We start from the raw sequence: 15,234 nt of genomic DNA, 5'->3' as shown, positions 1-15,234 counted from the left end.
GGCTTGTCCCGTCCACACATTAGTTTCCGGAGTAACCGTAAATGAGCATTGACCTGACCGGCCTGTCAGCACGCGAGCTGGGCGCCCTGATCCGTACCGCCAAGAAGCAGCAGACCATCGTCGCCAAGCGCCGGCCGATCACCAAGGTCCGGGCCCAGCTGACCAAGCTGGCCAAGACCGAGGGTTACACCATCGAAGAACTGTTCGGCAGCGCCCCGGCCACGCGTGCCCGCAAGGCCGCTCCGGCCGCCAAGGCCCCGTCGAAGACCGCCGGCCGCAAGCTGGGCAAGGTTGCCCCGAAGTACCGCAACCCGGCCAACCCCAAGGAAACCTGGACCGGCCGTGGCAAGCAGCCGCGCTGGATGGCTGAGCTGACTGCCAAGGGCAACAAGAAGCCGGAAGATTTCCTGATCAAGAAGGCCTGAGGCCGGATCGGGATGCAATGAAAAACGCCGGCGAAAGCCGGCGTTTTTTTGTTTGTAGAGCCGAGCCCACGCTCGGCTATCCATATCCGAAGCCGAGCATGGGCTCGGCTCTACAGAGTCTTGCGGGCGGGCATCAGCAGATTGCCGAACAGCAGGCCGGCCACCAGTGCCATCACCACGTTGAGCACGGTAAGGAACACGCTCTGGCCGGCGCCCACGTCCTGCTGCTGGACCAGGGTCAGCACGCCGCGCAGGCTGGTGCTGCCGGGCACCATCATGATGATGCCGGGCAGGCGGATGATCGCGCCCGGACGCCCGACCAGACGACCGAACAGATTGCCACCGGCGGTCAGCAGCATCGCCGACAGGAAGATGCCGGCCGGCGCGCCCCAGGCGTGGCCGCCAAACTTGGAGATCGCATAACCGGCCACCGAGGCGGCAATCACCCACGGATAGTCGCGACGATTGGCCTTGAACAGCATCGCGAACGCGAATGCCGCGGTCAGCAGCGAGCCCCACTCCACCCACGGCCCCTGCGGCCGAGCCGCGCGGATCACCGGGTCGAGGCCGAGCACGTCGGCCAGGGTCACCGCGATCATCGCGCCGACGCTGAGCTTCATGATGGTGGTCAGCGCGCCGGCAAAGCGCGCGGTGCCCGATACCCAGTGCTGGCTGGCCAGTTCGTTGACCGCATTGGTCAGCGACATGCCGGGCAGCAGCACCACCAGCGAGGCGATGATCACCGTGTTGAGGTTGAGCGCACCAATAAAGGACGCAACCAGCGTGGCGACCAGGCCAGCCAACAGCGCGGCCAGTGCCTCGGCGGCTTCGCGGGTGGCCGGGCGACGGTCGGTGACCATGCCGAGCAGGCCGATCATCAGGCCGATGACACCGGCGGTCGCAATGTCCAGCCACGGCAGCTTCCACATGCCGGCCACGCCGGCCGCGCCAAGGGTGAACGAGAGGATCGTGCGCAGCTTGCCGCGCCGGCCCGGATCCTTGTCCAGCTGGCGCAGCGCGGTGTGGCCCTGCGCGATGCTCATCCGGCCGTTGGCCACTTCTTCGGCAATATGGTCGGCGACGCTGAGCTTGTGCAGGTCGTTCTCGCCGGGCGCCAGGCGGATCACCCGGGTGATGTCACTGGAGCCGATCGCCTGCGCCGGATCGCTGAAGCTGAGGATGATGCCGGTGGGGTTCGACCACGGTTCACAATCCAGGTCGAGCTGGCGAGCCAGTGCCACCACCGCCGTTTCCAGGCGCTGGGCCGTGGTGCCATAGCTGTGCAGGCGTCCGGCGATCTCGGAAACGAAGGCCACCCGCTGCGCGTAGGTGGCCTGGGGCGTGGGGATCGTGTGAGCATCTGCGGACATGCGCCGTAGTATTACCTAGGCGGGGCCTGACCGGAGAAATTCATCCGAGTTCGACGCGATGGCCAATACAGAACGGTTATGCTGCGACCGGAATGGCCCAAGTGACCCCGAACCACGCCCCCCAGCTCGAACAGGACGCCCATGATCCGGGCGTGATCCGCCTGTCCGGCACCTGGACCTTGAAGACCGCGCTGGCCGCGGCCGAGGTCCTGCGTGGCGTTCCTGACACGCTGACCGGCATCGATGCCACCGCCATCGAGAAGATGGATTCGGCCGGCGTGCTGCAGGTGCTGCGCGTGGCCCATCGCGCCGACCTCGGCGAAGACGCACTGAAGTTCCGCGCGGATCACCAGGCGCTGGTGTGCACCATCGAGGAAGTCGCCGACGACCGGCCCAAGCCCAAGCGCGACTTCGGCGTGCTGGCGGCACTGGAGCGGCTGGGTGTCAGCGTCCATGCCACCGGCCACAACATCAAGGCGCTGTGCAGTTTCCTCGGCGAGAACCTGGTCAAGGCGGCCCGCCTGGTCAAGGAACCGCGCCGCTTCCGCCTTACCGCCACCGTGCACCAGATGGAGCAGGTCGGGCTGGATGCGGTGCCGCTGGTGGCACTGCTGTCCTACCTGGTCGGTGCGGTGATCGCCTTCCTCGGCTCGACCATCCTGCGCGACTTCGGCGCCGAGATCTACGTGGTCGAACTGGTCAACATCGCCTTCCTGCGCGAGTTCGCGGTGCTGCTGACCGCGATCGTGCTGGCCGGCCGTACCGCCAGCGCCTTCACCGCACAGATCGGCGCGATGAAGGCGCGCGAGGAAATCGATGCGATGCGCACGCTGGGCCTGGACCCGGTCGACCTGCTGGTGCTGCCTCGCTTGCTGGCGTTGCTGGTCACCCTGCCCCTGCTGACCTTCATCGCGATGATCGCCGGCCTGGCCGGCGGCGTCACCGTCGGTGCGTTCGACCTCGACATCCCGCCGCAGATGTACATCGCGCGCATGCACGAGACCATGGAGGTGCGGCACATGCTGGTCGGCCTGTCGAAGGCGCCGGTATTCGCGCTGGTGATCGGCCTGATCGGCTGCCTGGAAGGCCTGAAGGTCGAAGGCACGGCACAGTCGGTAGGCGAACGCACTACTTCCAGCGTGGTGCAGACGATCTCGCTGGTGATCATCATCGACGCTTTCGCGGCGTTGTGGTTCATGCACATGGGCTGGTGACATGAGCACGCATCCGACGCCCGAAGACATTCCCATGCAGGACGACGACGGCCACGAGCTGGCCATCCGCGTGCGCGGCCTGGTCAACCGTTTCGGCAGCCAGACCGTGCACGAAGACCTGGACCTGGACGTGCGTCGCGGCGAGATCCTGGGAGTGGTCGGTGGCTCCGGCACCGGCAAGTCGGTGCTGATGCGCTCCATCCTGGGCCTGCGCACGCCCGACGAAGGCCAGATCGAAGTGCTGGGCCGCGACGCGCGTGCCGACGACGCCGAGAGCCGCCTGCACATCGAACGCAACACCGGCGTGCTGTTCCAGGACGGCGCACTGTTTTCGTCACTGACCGTGGGCGAGAACGTGCAGGTACCGCTGAAGGAACACCACCGCGAACTGCCCGAGCGCTGGCATTACGAGCTGGCACTGCTGAAGGTGAAGCTGGCCGGCCTGCCCGCCGACGCGATCAACAAGCTGCCCTCGCAGCTGTCCGGCGGCATGCGCAAGCGCGCCGGCCTGGCCCGGGCGCTGGCGCTGGACCCGCCGCTGCTGTTCCTGGACGAACCCACCGCCGGCCTCGACCCGATCGGCGCGGCCGCGTTCGACCGCCTGATCAAGACCCTGCAGGAAGCGCTGGGGCTGACCGTGTTCCTGATCACCCACGACCTGGACACTCTGTACGCCATCTGCGACCGCGTGGCCGTGCTGGCCGACCGCAGGGTCGTTGCCAACGCCCCCCTCCCGGAAATCGAGAAACTGGATCATCCGTGGATCCAGGAATACTTCCACGGACCCCGCGCGCGCGCCGCGCGTGGCGAACAGATCGAGAGTGCCTGAGCCATGGAAACCAAAGCCAACTACGTGCTGATCGGCGCGTTCACCCTGATCACCGGCCTGGCCCTGCTGGCGTTCGGCCTGTGGGCGGCCAAGTACTCTTCCGACCGCACCTGGCAGGAATACCGCGTGGTGTTCCGCGAGGCGGTGACCGGCCTGTCGGTGGGCAGCCCGGTGCAGTACAACGGCATCGCGGTCGGGTCGATCGTCGAGCTGAACCTGGTGCCGGACGACCCGCGCCAGGTGGTCGCACGCATCCGCCTGAACTCGACCACGCCGGTCAAGACCGATACCCGCGCCAAGCTGGCGATCACCAGCCTCACCGGCCCGTCGATCATCCAGCTCAGCGGCGGTACGCCGCAGTCGCCGGCGCTGACCACGGTCAACAAGGACCCGGCACCGATCATACCGACCACGCCGTCGGCGCTGCAGAACATCACCGATGTTGCCAACCGCATCGTCGAGCGCATGGACCAGATCCTCAGCGACCGCAATGTAGCCTCGATCAACGCCACGCTGGCCAACCTGGAGACCATCAGCGGTGGCCTGGCCGACCGCGACCAGGGTACCCAGGCGCTGCTGCTCAGCGCGCGCGATGCCGCCCGCAGCCTGGACACCACGCTGAAGACCACCAACGGCACCATCGAGCGCCTGGACAGGAACCTGGTGCAGCAGCTGCCGGGCATCATCGACAAGCTCGATGCCACCCTGGCCAAGCTCGACTCGGCCGCCGGCAACGCCGATTCGATCCTTGGCGAGAACCGCGCCGCGATCAACAGCTTCGCCAATGATGGCCTCGGCCAGCTCGGCCCGACGCTGACCGAACTGCGCGGCCTGATCCGCGACCTGCGCCGGGTCAGCGACCGCCTCGAGAACAACCCCGCGCGCTACCTGCTGGGCCGCGACGCACCGAAGGAGTTCGAACCCAAATGAGCCCGCCCCCCCTTCCGCGCCTGCTGCTGGCCGCTTCGATGGTCGCCCTGCTGGGCGGCTGCTCCATCCTTGGCAGCAGCGAGAAAACCGCAGTGACGCTGTACTCGCCCTCGGTGCAGGTGATGGCCGACCCGGCGTGGCCACAGGCCAGCTGGCAGCTGGTACTGGCCAAGCCGAGCGCCGCGCGCCTGGTCGACAGCCCGCGCATCAATGTGCGGCCGACGCCTTCGCAGATGGAAATCTACAAGGGCGCCAGCTGGGCACAGCCGGCCACCGACATGATCGAGGACACCCTGCTGCGCGGCTTCGAGGATTCCGGGCGCATCCGCGGCGTGGCGCGCAGCACCGCCGGCATCCGTGCCGACTACAAGCTGTCCACCGACGTGCGCCGCTTCGAATCGGATTACCAGGGCCAGGCCACGCCGACCGTGGTGATCGAGGTCAACGCCAAGCTGATCCACGTCGCCGACCAGCGCGTGGTGGCCGACCGTACGTTCCGCCAGGCGCAGCCGGTCGGCAGCACCGACGTACCGGCGGTGACCGCGGCGTTCGAACGTGGCCTGCAGCAGCTTGCGCAGGATGTGGTGGGGTGGACACTGGTGAGCGGGCAGGCCGACCAGCCTAACGTCGCGCGCTGATCGATCAGCGCGGCGCAATCCAGCGGAACGTCAGGTTGATCCGCTCACCCTGCACCCGCGCCATCTTCGGAAGCGCGTGCTGGTAGAACCTCTGCGTCTGCCCCGCCATTACCAGCAGATCGCCATGGCCGAGCAGGTACTCGGCCTTGCGCGCCGGATCATCGCGCCGGCGCAGCAGGAATCGACGCGATGCGCCCAGACTCAGCGACCCAATCACCGGGGCCGGACCCAACTCCGGCTCGTCATCGCTGTGCCATCCCATGTAGTCGCCGCCGCCGCGATAGCGGTTCAGCAGTACGCTGTTGAAGTGGCCGAAGCCTTCTGCCTGCAAGCGCTCACGCACGGCCTGCAACGCGGGTGGCCATGGGTGCGGCACGAATTCAGCCCCGGAATAGCGGTAGCGCGCCTGCGGATCGCCAATCCAGCAGCTCAGCCTTGGCGAATCCACCCAGTTGCCGAACATGCGGATGCGATGGACCTCCCACGGAACTTCGGCCTGCAGTGCGGACACGAGCCGGTCGGCATCGGCCGCAGCCAGCCAGCCCGGCAGGAGCTGGACGTCGGCACCGGGCAGGTCGTAGGGGAACAGCATGGCCACACGCTAGCACGCCGGCGTTTGCCGTCGTGGCCAGCAGCGTCGAAAATGGCCCCATGACTGTTTCCCAGATGCCGATACCATCCGATTGCCTGACTTGCCGGGGCCCCATCCGATGAGCCTGCGCCAATTGCTGTTCCCGTTGCTGCGCGCCGTGTTCCGGGCCTTGCCGCTGCCGCAGGCGCAGCGCGACCGGTTGCGCACACGGCTGTTGGCACGGCACGGCGACTGGGTACCCTCGCCGCCAAAGGGACAGCAGGACGCGGGTGCTACACGGGCCAGTGCGCAACTCCGCTGGCGCGCCGACGAGGCCGCGATCGGCTACCGCCCGCACCAGAAGGCTGCGCTGCCGGATCCGATGCCCGCCACACTGGTCGCGTTCTACCTGCCACAGTTCCACACCTTCCCCGAGAATGACACATGGTGGGGCAAGGGGTTCACCGAATGGCGCAACGTCACCCGCGCGCTGCCACAGTTCGAAGGCCACATCCAACCGCGGCTTCCGGCCGATCTGGGTTTCTATGACCTGCGCAACCCGCAGGTGATGCGTGACCAGGCGCGGCTTGCCGCCGAGCATGGCATCGGCGCGTTCTGCTTCTATTACTACTGGTTCAGCGGCCGCACGCTGATGGAAGACCCGCTGCGCCAATGGCTGGCCGACGACAGCATCGAACTGCCGTTCTGCCTGTGCTGGGCCAATGAAAACTGGGCACGCCGCTGGGATGGCCGCGACGACGACATCCTGATCGGCCAGCAGCACAGCGCCGCCGACGACCTGGCCTTCATCACCCACGTGGCGCCGTACCTGCGCGATCGCCGTGCGCTGAAGGTCGATGGCCGGCCCATGCTGCTGGTCTACCGCCCGAACCTGCTGCCCGATGCACGCGCCACCGCCGAGCGCTGGCGCCGCTGGTGCCGCGACAACGGTGTAGGCGAGATCCACCTGGCCTATGTGCAGGGCTTCGAACGCCCCGACCCGCGCGACATCGGCTTCGATGCCGCTGTCGAATTCCCGCCGAACATGAGCAACCCACGCTCGTTGTCGGCGCAACAGTGGCTGCTCAATCCAGATTTCAATGGCGATGTCCGCGACTGGCGCGAACTGGCCACCGACATCGCGGCGCGGCCGCTGCCGGACTATCCGCTGTACCCCGGCGTGAACCCCGGCTGGGACAACGAGGCTCGTCGTTCCGGTCGTGGCCGCGTCTACCTGCACGCCTCTCCGCGTGGCTACCGCGATTGGCTGCGCACCACGATCCATGAACGCCTCTCCGCAGCACCGCCGGCGCAGCGACTGGTGTTCATAAACGCATGGAACGAATGGGCCGAAGGTGCGGTGCTGGAACCGGATGCGCGGCTGGGGCATGCCTGGCTGCAGGCCACGCGCGATGCTCTGGTGCCAGCACCGCCCTCCTGCCTGGTACCGGCAGTGCATCTGCACGCCTGGTATCTGGAAACGCTGCCGGAAGTGTTGACCGCACTGCGCGAGGCCGCACTGGAGTGGGCAATCGTGGTGACCACCCCGGTGCAGCAGATGGATCAGGTCCGGCAGGCCTTGGCGGCGCATGGGCTTGAGGGTGAGGTCGTGGCCGTCGACAACCACGGTCGCGACATACTTCCGTTCCTGGAAGTTGCCGAGCGGTTGCTGCAGACGGGCCACGACGTCGTGCTGAAACTGCACACGAAGCGCTCGACCCATCGCACAGATGGCGATCAGTGGCGGCAGGAACTACTGCAACGGCTGGTCCGGGGAGGACGTGCCGCACGCATCCATGCCGCATTCCAGGCCGACCCCGCCTTGGGCATGGTGGTCGCCGAAGGGCATCTGCTTCCCGTTGCCGAATTCGTCGGTGGCAATGCCCCCCTACTGGCACGGCTGCAGGCGCGTCTTGGACTGGAAAAGCCCGTGGACACCAGTCTATTCGGCGCCGGCAGTATGGGCTGGTGGCGGCTGCAGGCCCTGCGCCCATTGTTGGACGCGCACCTGTATCGCAGCGCATTCGACATCGAGCAGGGCCAGATCGATGGAACGCTGGCCCACGCCATTGAACGTGTACTGGGTGCCTGCTGCGAACACGCTGGACTGCACGTCGCGACGGCCGCAGCCTGCCTCGGCGAGGCCGATGCCAGCAGCCACGAGTACGCCTACGCCCGACGCGGCTGACGTTGAAGGGGGCACAACGCGCCCCCCTTGCCCGTATCGATCAGCCGCGCTGGAATGCGACGCCGGTCTTTTCCTTCAGCTCGTCATCACTGACACCCGGCGCGGCCTCCACCAGCAGCAGGCCCTTGTCAGTCACGTCGAACACCGCCAGGTCGGTGATGATCCGGTCGACCACGCCAACACCCGTCAGCGGGAGCGTGCATTCGGCCAGGATCTTGTGCTCCCCGTTCTTGGCGGTGTGCTCCATCAACACCACCACGCGCTGCACGCCGGCCACCAGGTCCATCGCGCCGCCCATGCCCTTGACCATCTTGCCGGGCACCATCCAGTTGGCCAGGTCGCCCTTGTCGGTGACCTGCATGGCGCCGAGGATGGCCAGATTGACGTGACCGCCACGGATCATCGCAAAGCTGTCGTGGCTGCCGAAGTAGCTGGCACCGGCACGCGCGGTGACGGTCTGCTTGCCGGCATTGATCAGGTCGGCATCGACCTCGGCTTCGGTCGGGAACGGCCCGATGCCCAGCAGGCCGTTCTCCGACTGCAGCCACACGTCCACGCCTTCGGGGATGTGGTTGGCGACCAGGGTCGGCAGGCCGATGCCCAGGTTCACGTAGGCACCATCGGTCAGTTCGCGGGCGGCACGCGCCGCCATCTCATCGCGGGTCCACGCCATGTCAGTTGCCCTCCGCGCGGATGGTGCGCTGTTCGATACGCTTCTCAGGATGCGGGTTGTGCACGATGCGGTGCACGTAGATGCCCGGCAGGTGCACCTGGTCCGGATCGATGGCACCCACCGGCACCACCTCTTCCACTTCCACGATGCAGACCTTGCCGGCCATCGCACAGGCGGGGTTGAAGTTGCGCGCGGTCTTGCGGAACACCAGGTTGCCGGCCTCGTCGGCCTTCCAGGCCTTGACCAGTGCCACATCGGCGCGCAGCGCGGTTTCCATCACGTAGTGCTTGCCGTCGAACTCGCGGGTTTCCTTGCCTTCGGCCACCACTGTGCCATAGCCGGTGGCGGTGAAGAACGCCGGAATGCCTGCGCCGCCGGCACGCAGGCGTTCGGCCAGGGTGCCCTGCGGGTTGAATTCCAGCTCGAGCTCGCCGGCCAGGAACTGCCGCTCGAACTCCTTGTTCTCGCCCACATAGGACGAAATCATCTTCTTTATCTGCCGGGTTTCCAGCAGCTGGCCCAGACCGAAACCATCGACCCCGGCATTGTTGGAGATCACGGTCAGGCCCTTGACGCCACTGTCGCGCAGCGCGGCGATCAATGCCTCGGGAATGCCACACAGGCCGAAGCCGCCCACGGCCAGCGTCTGGCCATCGGCGACCACCCCTTGCAGGGCCTCCGCCGCACTGGCGAAGCGCTTGCTGCGCTTGCCGGTGGAAGTCGATTGCTGCATTGCTGTACTACCCTGCACGTTGAGGATGACCGCATTCTAGCTGGAGGGCGGCGAAGGGCCTGGATGCGCCGCAGCATTGCACGGGCATCGCACAGGGTTCCGTAGAATGCCGGGTTCCCCTGCCAATGGCCGGCCCCGTGCCCGCCCCACCCTCGTTGATGGCCCATACCTACACCGAAGAAGACCTGCTCCGCTGGATGGAAGGCCGGACGCTGGAAATGAGCGACCATGGCCTGTCGGAAGTCCATAGCATGCGTTTGTTCGGTGACATTCTGGTCGCTGAGGTAAAGATCCCGGCCAAGTACTCCTACCGGGTGGAGATCGACCTGGCCGCCAGTCTTCGCCATCCGCGCAGCCTGCTACGCAACCGGTGTTCCTGCCCGCTCGGCCACGACTGCATGCACGTGGCGGCTGTGCTGGCGCAGATGCTGCAGCAGATCGACCATACGCCCCCCATGCCCGACGACAGCAGCACGCTGCCAACGCTGCTGATCCGTTCGATGACCCCCGTCCTGCGCCTGCACACGGTCGAGTTCCGTCCGCCGTGGCTCGGCCCACGCGACCCTTCGCAATGGGCCGATATCGCCACCGTGGCCTTCGAATACGACGAGCACGTGCGGTTCCTGGATGATCCGAGCCTGTTCGCCCACGATCCGGAGGGCCAGCTTGCGCTGCTGCCCCGCGACCTGGCCGAGGAATCACGGCGCGAGGCCGAGCTGCGCACGGTGGGACTGCATCGCGACACGGCGCCGCGGGCGCCATTGGAGGGCGCAGGACCTCAGTTCCAGCTGCGCACCCATGACTGGACACGGTTCCTGCTGGACGACGTACCGCGCCTGGAAGCCTTGGGCTGGAAGGTAGAGACCGACGACGATTTCCGCCATCGCATCACCCGGGTGGATGAGATCGACCTGGACATCCAGGCGGACCCGGCGGATGCGGGCTGGTTCAACCTGGGCCTGGACATCCAGGTGGAAGGCCGCAACGTGTCGATGGTTCCGCTGCTGCAGCAGGTGCTGCAGTCAGATCCCCGCTGGATGCGTGGCCAGCTGGACGCCATCGGCGATGATGAGAACATTCTGTTGATGGCGGGCGACAACACGCGCCTGGCATTGCGGGCCGCACGACTGAAACCGATCATGGCCCTGTTGACGGATCTGTTCGCCCAGCGTGGCGCGCCGCTGCGCCTGTCTGTGCTTGACCGTGGCCGCCTGCAGGCGCTGCAGGACACGGCGCGCCTGCAGTTCCGCGGGCGCAAGGACACCCAGGCACTGGTGCAGCGGCTGATGCAGGCACCCGCATTGGGCGAAGTGCCGCCGCCGGCAGGGCTGGTGGCAACGCTGCGTCCCTATCAGCGCGAAGGCCTGTCGTGGCTGCAGTACCTGCGCCAGCAGGGCCTGGGGGGCGTGCTGGCCGATGACATGGGCCTGGGCAAAACCGTGCAGACGCTGGCGCATGTGCTGGTCGAGAAGGAAGCCGGGCGCCTGGACCGTCCGACGCTGCTGGTGGTGCCCACTTCGCTGCTGCACAACTGGCAGAGCGAAGCGGCACGCTTCACCCCGGGCCTGCGCGTGCTGACCCTGCACGGGCCGGCACGTGAAACGCTGTTCGAGGCGATTCCCGGGCACGACCTTGTACTGACCACCTACCCTCTGCTGTGGCGCGACGAGCAGGCGCTGCAGGCACATACCTACCATCTGCTGATTCTGGATGAAGCCCAGCAGGTGAAGAATCCGAAGTCACGCGCGGCCATCACCCTGCGCACGCTGCAGGCGCGCCACCGGCTGTGCCTGACCGGCACGCCGCTGGAAAACCACCTGGGCGAACTGTGGACGCAGTTCGACTTCCTGCTGCCCGGCCTGCTAGGCAGCGAGAAACAGTTCAACCAGCATTGGCGCCATCCGATCGAACGTGGCAGCGACCACCGCCGCGCCACCTTGCTGGCGCAACGGCTGCGTCCGTTCATACTGCGCCGGCGCAAGGACCAGGTGGCGTCAGAGCTTCCGCCCAAGACCGTCATTACCCGCGCGGTGGAAATGGAGAGCGGCCAGCGTGATCTCTATGAAACCGTGCGCGCAGCGATGGAAAAGCAGGTGCGCGAAGCCATCAGCGGCAGCGGGCTGGCGCGCAGCCACATCGTGGTACTGGATGCGTTGCTGAAGCTGCGCCAGGTCTGCTGCGATCCGCGCCTGCTGCCTGGTGATGCCCCGGCGCGCAATGCGGGCTCAGCCAAGCTGGACCTGCTGCGCGAGATGCTGCCGTCGATGGTCGAGGAAGGCCGGCGCATCCTGCTGTTCTCGCAGTTCACCGGCATGCTCGCGCTGATCGCGCAGGCACTGGATCAGCTGGGCTTGGCCTATGTGACCCTGACCGGCGACACCCAGGACCGGGCCACGCCGGTGCAGCGCTTCATGCAGGGCGAGGTGCCGGTATTCCTGATCAGCCTGAAGGCAGGTGGCGTCGGGTTGAACCTGACCGCCGCCGATACCGTCATCCACTTCGACCCGTGGTGGAATCCGGCGGCCGAAAACCAGGCCAGCGATCGCGCCCATCGCATCGGCCAGCAGCAGCCGGTGTTCGTTTACCGGCTGATCGCCGCAGGCAGCATCGAAGAACGGATTGCCGAGCTGCAGGAGCGCAAGGCCACGCTGGCCGACTCGATTCTCGAAGGCGGTGGCAGCGCCGGGCCGCGCTTCAGCGAAGAAGACGTGCAGGCGCTGCTGGCGCCGTTGCCGGGCCTGCCCGGCAAGCGTTTGCGCAAAGCGGGCAAGCGGTCGACGCGAAGCTGACCTCCGGACGCCAGTCAGGCGGCGTTCCCCGATGGAAACGATTCCCATACATGACTGGGACTACAATTGGGGACTGAGCTCACAAAGGAACTGATCGATGCCCCTGCCCGCCTTCAAGGCCTACGATATCCGCGGCCGTGTGCCGGAAGAACTGAACGAAGACCTGGCCCGCCGCATCGGCGTCGCCTTGGCCGCGCAGCTCGCTCCCGGTCCAGTGGTCCTCGGCCACGATGTGCGCCTGACCAGCCCGGCGCTGCAGGATGCACTGGCCACCGGCCTGCGTGGTACCGGGCGCGAGGTGATCGACATCGGCCTGTGCGGCACCGAAGAAGTCTATTTCCAGACCGACCATCTGGGCGCGGCCGGCGGCGTGATGGTCACCGCCAGCCACAACCCGATGGATTACAACGGCATGAAGCTGGTCAAGGAGAATGCCCGGCCGATCAGCTCCGATACCGGCCTGTTCGCAATCTCCGACGCGGTTTCCGCCGATACGTCCGAGGCCCAGCCGCCGCGTGCCGGGCAGGTTGCCCAGCACGACAAGAGCGCCTACATCCAGCACCTGCTCAGCTATGTCGATGCCAGCAGGCTCAAGCCGCTGAAGCTGGTGGTGAATGCCGGTAACGGCGGCGCGGGCGCGATCGTCGACCTGCTGGCCCCGCACCTGCCGTTCGAGTTCATCCGCATCTGCCACGAACCGGACGGCAGCTTCCCCAACGGCATTCCCAACCCGCTGCTGCCGGAAAACCGCGCCGCCACCGCCGATGCGGTGCGTGAACACGGTGCCGATTTCGGCATTGCCTGGGACGGTGACTTCGACCGCTGCTTCTTCTTCGACCACACCGGCCGCTTCATCGAGGGCTACTACCTGGTCGGCCTGCTGGCCAAGGCGATCCTGGCACGCAATCCCGGCGGCAAGGTCGTGCATGACCCGCGCCTGGTCTGGAACACCGTGGATATGGTCGAACAGGCGGGCGGTGTGCCGGTGCAGTGCAAGAGCGGCCATGCCTTCATCAAGGAAAAGATGCGCGCCGAAGACGCCGTGTACGGTGGCGAGATGAGCGCCCACCACTATTTCCGCGAGTTCGCCTATGCCGACTCCGGCATGATCCCCTGGCTGCTGATTGCGCAGCTGATCTCCGAGAGCGGCCGCTCACTGGCCGAGTGGGTCGAAGACCGCATGGCGGCCTATCCGTGCAGTGGCGAGATCAACTTCAAGGTGGCCGATTCCAAGGCTGCCGTGGCCCGCGTGATGGAGCACTTCGCGGCGCAATCACCGGTACTGGATCACACCGACGGCATCAGTGCCGACTTCGGCGGCTGGCGCTTCAACCTGCGCAGCTCCAACACCGAACCGCTGCTGCGCCTGAATGTCGAAGCCCGTGGTGACGCCGCGCTGATGCAGGCGCGTACCGACGAAATTTCCCGCCTAATCCAGCAGTAATCAAGGACGACCATGAGCATCATCCAGCCCGTCATTCTGTCCGGTGGCTCCGGGACCCGCCTGTGGCCGCTGTCGCGCGAGGCGTACCCGAAGCAGTTCCTGCCGTTGGCGGGCGAACTGACGATGCTGCAGGCCACTTGGAAACGGGTGGCGCCGATCACCGCGCATGGCCCGCTGGTGATCGCCAACGAGGAGCACCGCTTTGTCGCTGCCGAGCAGCTGCAGCAGGTCGGCGCCGAGCCGGCGGCCATCATTCTGGAACCGGTTGGCCGCAACACGGCGCCGGCAATCGCGGTCGCAGCCCTGGAAGCCACCCGCGACGGCGCCGATGCGCTGCTGCTGGTGCTGCCCTCGGACCATGTGATCACCGACGAAGCCGCCTTCCGCAGCGCCGTGCAGGCCGCCGCCAGTGCCGCCGAAACCGGCAAGCTGGTGACCTTCGGCATCGTGCCGACCGGTCCGGAAACCGGCTACGGCTATATCAAGGCCGCCGATGGGCAGGGTCTGCGTGCGGTCGAGCGCTTTGTCGAAAAGCCCGACCTCCAGACCGCCAGCGGTTACGTCAGCAGCGGCCAGTATTACTGGAACAGCGGCATGTTCCTGTTCAAGGCCTCGCGCTACCTGCAGGAACTGGAGCGCTTCCAGCCCGGCATGCTGGCCGGCAGCCGCCAGGCCTGGCAGCAGGCCCGCCGCGATTCGGATTTCACCCGCCTGGACAAGGACGCCTTCGCCGCCGTTCCCTCTGATTCCATCGACTATGCCGTGATGGAAAAAACCGCCGACGCCGTGGTGATTCCGTTGGACGCCGGCTGGAACGATGTCGGCTCGTGGACAGCCCTGCGCGATGTCTCGCAGCAGGACGGCGATGGCAACGCCCACCAGGGCGATGTGATCGCCATCGACTGCCGCAACACCTATGCCTATGCACAGCGCCTGGTGGCGCTGGTCGGCCTGGATGACGTGATTGTCGTCGAGACCGACGACGCGGTGCTGGTCGGCAGGGCCGACCGCATGCAGGAGGTCAAGACCGTTGTCGGTCAGCTGAAGTCCGAAGGCCGCAGCGAGGCCACGTGGCATCGCAAGGTCTACCGTCCGTGGGGCGCGTACGATTCAATCGACAATGGTGCACGCTTCCAGGTCAAGCGCATCACGGTCAAGCCCGGCGGCACACTCAGCCTGCAGATGCATCATCACCGCGCCGAGCACTGGATCGTGGTCAGCGGCACCGCAGAAGTGACCCGCGGCGACGAAGTGATCCTGCTCAGCGAAAACCAGAGCACGTACATCCCGCTGGGCGTGACCCATCGCCTGCGCAACCCGGGCAAGCTGCCGCTGGAACTGATCGAAGTGCAGTCCGGCAGCTACCTTGGCGAGGACGACATCGTGCGCTTCGAGGATACCTACGGGCGCAGCTGACCCGGCGCCCGCTG

The 15,234-nt window shown here is 66.6% G+C and carries 13 protein-coding genes; 9 read left to right on the top strand and 4 right to left on the bottom strand.

The annotated features are described in order from the left end of the window. The first annotated feature begins 41 nt into the window (after nucleotides 1–41). Nucleotides 42–425, top strand: a complete 384-nt coding sequence (locus tag AC5P7R_RS10930) for an H-NS histone family protein (RefSeq protein WP_010480700.1) — start codon at nucleotides 42–44, stop codon at nucleotides 423–425. A gap of 110 nt (nucleotides 426–535) precedes the next feature. Here AC5P7R_RS10930 and AC5P7R_RS10925 read toward each other — a convergent pair whose 3' ends face one another. After that, nucleotides 536–1,795, bottom strand: coding sequence for a threonine/serine exporter family protein (locus AC5P7R_RS10925; protein ID WP_019660983.1), 1,260 nt, complete (start codon nucleotides 1,793–1,795; stop codon nucleotides 536–538). A 92-nt stretch (nucleotides 1,796–1,887) separates the two neighbouring features. Here AC5P7R_RS10925 and AC5P7R_RS10920 point away from each other — a divergent pair, with 92 nt between their 5' ends. The 4 genes from AC5P7R_RS10920 to AC5P7R_RS10905 are packed head-to-tail and all read left to right on the top strand — an operon-like array spanning nucleotide 1,888 to nucleotide 5,406. After that, complete coding sequence (locus AC5P7R_RS10920) at nucleotides 1,888–3,009, top strand: ABC transporter permease (RefSeq protein WP_019660982.1); 1,122 nt, start codon at nucleotides 1,888–1,890, stop codon at nucleotides 3,007–3,009. A 1-nt stretch (nucleotide 3,010) separates the two neighbouring features. Beyond that, nucleotides 3,011–3,838 (top strand): ABC transporter ATP-binding protein, encoded by an 828-nt coding sequence (locus AC5P7R_RS10915; protein ID WP_021202702.1) that lies wholly within the window; start codon nucleotides 3,011–3,013, stop codon nucleotides 3,836–3,838. Nucleotides 3,839–3,841: 3 nt separating this feature from the next. Continuing rightward, on the top strand, nucleotides 3,842–4,768 hold the full coding sequence (locus AC5P7R_RS10910) for an MlaD family protein (protein WP_019660980.1): 927 nt from the start codon (nucleotides 3,842–3,844) through the stop codon (nucleotides 4,766–4,768). Next, nucleotides 4,765–5,406: an ABC-type transport auxiliary lipoprotein family protein gene (locus tag AC5P7R_RS10905; RefSeq protein WP_111103781.1), complete on the top strand. Its 642-nt coding sequence runs from the start codon at nucleotides 4,765–4,767 to the stop codon at nucleotides 5,404–5,406. The genes AC5P7R_RS10910 and AC5P7R_RS10905 overlap by 4 nt, the downstream gene beginning before the upstream one ends. A gap of 4 nt (nucleotides 5,407–5,410) precedes the next feature. Here the strand turns inward: AC5P7R_RS10905 and AC5P7R_RS10900 are convergent, their stop codons facing one another. Then, a complete protein-coding gene (locus tag AC5P7R_RS10900; RefSeq protein WP_206621845.1) occupies nucleotides 5,411–5,998 on the bottom strand; it encodes an alpha-ketoglutarate-dependent dioxygenase AlkB family protein in 588 nt (195 codons plus the stop codon). A 118-nt stretch (nucleotides 5,999–6,116) separates the two neighbouring features. On the opposite strand from AC5P7R_RS10900, the gene AC5P7R_RS10895 reads away from it, so the two are divergent. Beyond that, nucleotides 6,117–8,165, top strand: a complete 2,049-nt coding sequence (locus AC5P7R_RS10895; RefSeq protein WP_111103785.1) for a glycoside hydrolase family 99-like domain-containing protein — start codon at nucleotides 6,117–6,119, stop codon at nucleotides 8,163–8,165. A gap of 40 nt (nucleotides 8,166–8,205) precedes the next feature. Here AC5P7R_RS10895 and AC5P7R_RS10890 read toward each other — a convergent pair whose 3' ends face one another. Then, the gene (locus tag AC5P7R_RS10890; RefSeq protein ID WP_111103787.1) at nucleotides 8,206–8,838 is read right to left on the bottom strand and encodes a CoA transferase subunit B; all 633 of its coding nucleotides are present in this window, start codon (nucleotides 8,836–8,838) and stop codon (nucleotides 8,206–8,208) included. A 1-nt stretch (nucleotide 8,839) separates the two neighbouring features. After that, a complete protein-coding gene (locus tag AC5P7R_RS10885) occupies nucleotides 8,840–9,571 on the bottom strand; it encodes a CoA transferase subunit A (protein WP_021202697.1) in 732 nt (243 codons plus the stop codon). 158 nt (nucleotides 9,572–9,729) lie between these two features. Between AC5P7R_RS10885 and AC5P7R_RS10880 the strand changes: the two genes are divergently transcribed. From AC5P7R_RS10880 to AC5P7R_RS10870, 3 genes are all read left to right on the top strand, one after another. Further along, entirely contained in the window at nucleotides 9,730–12,360 is a 2,631-nt protein-coding gene (locus tag AC5P7R_RS10880; RefSeq protein ID WP_206621859.1) for a DEAD/DEAH box helicase, read from the top strand. A 97-nt stretch (nucleotides 12,361–12,457) separates the two neighbouring features. After that, nucleotides 12,458–13,804, top strand: coding sequence for a phosphohexomutase domain-containing protein (locus AC5P7R_RS10875; protein WP_206621846.1), 1,347 nt, complete (start codon nucleotides 12,458–12,460; stop codon nucleotides 13,802–13,804). A gap of 12 nt (nucleotides 13,805–13,816) precedes the next feature. Beyond that, nucleotides 13,817–15,220, top strand: coding sequence for a mannose-1-phosphate guanylyltransferase/mannose-6-phosphate isomerase (locus tag AC5P7R_RS10870; RefSeq protein ID WP_206621847.1), 1,404 nt, complete (start codon nucleotides 13,817–13,819; stop codon nucleotides 15,218–15,220). The last annotated feature ends 14 nt before the right edge of the window (nucleotides 15,221–15,234 follow it).

The organism is Stenotrophomonas sp. YJH_SMC_27, from assembly GCF_059369815.1.
The sequence above is the reverse complement of the archived record's forward strand: the minus strand, read 5'-3'. Positions and strand labels throughout refer to the sequence as shown.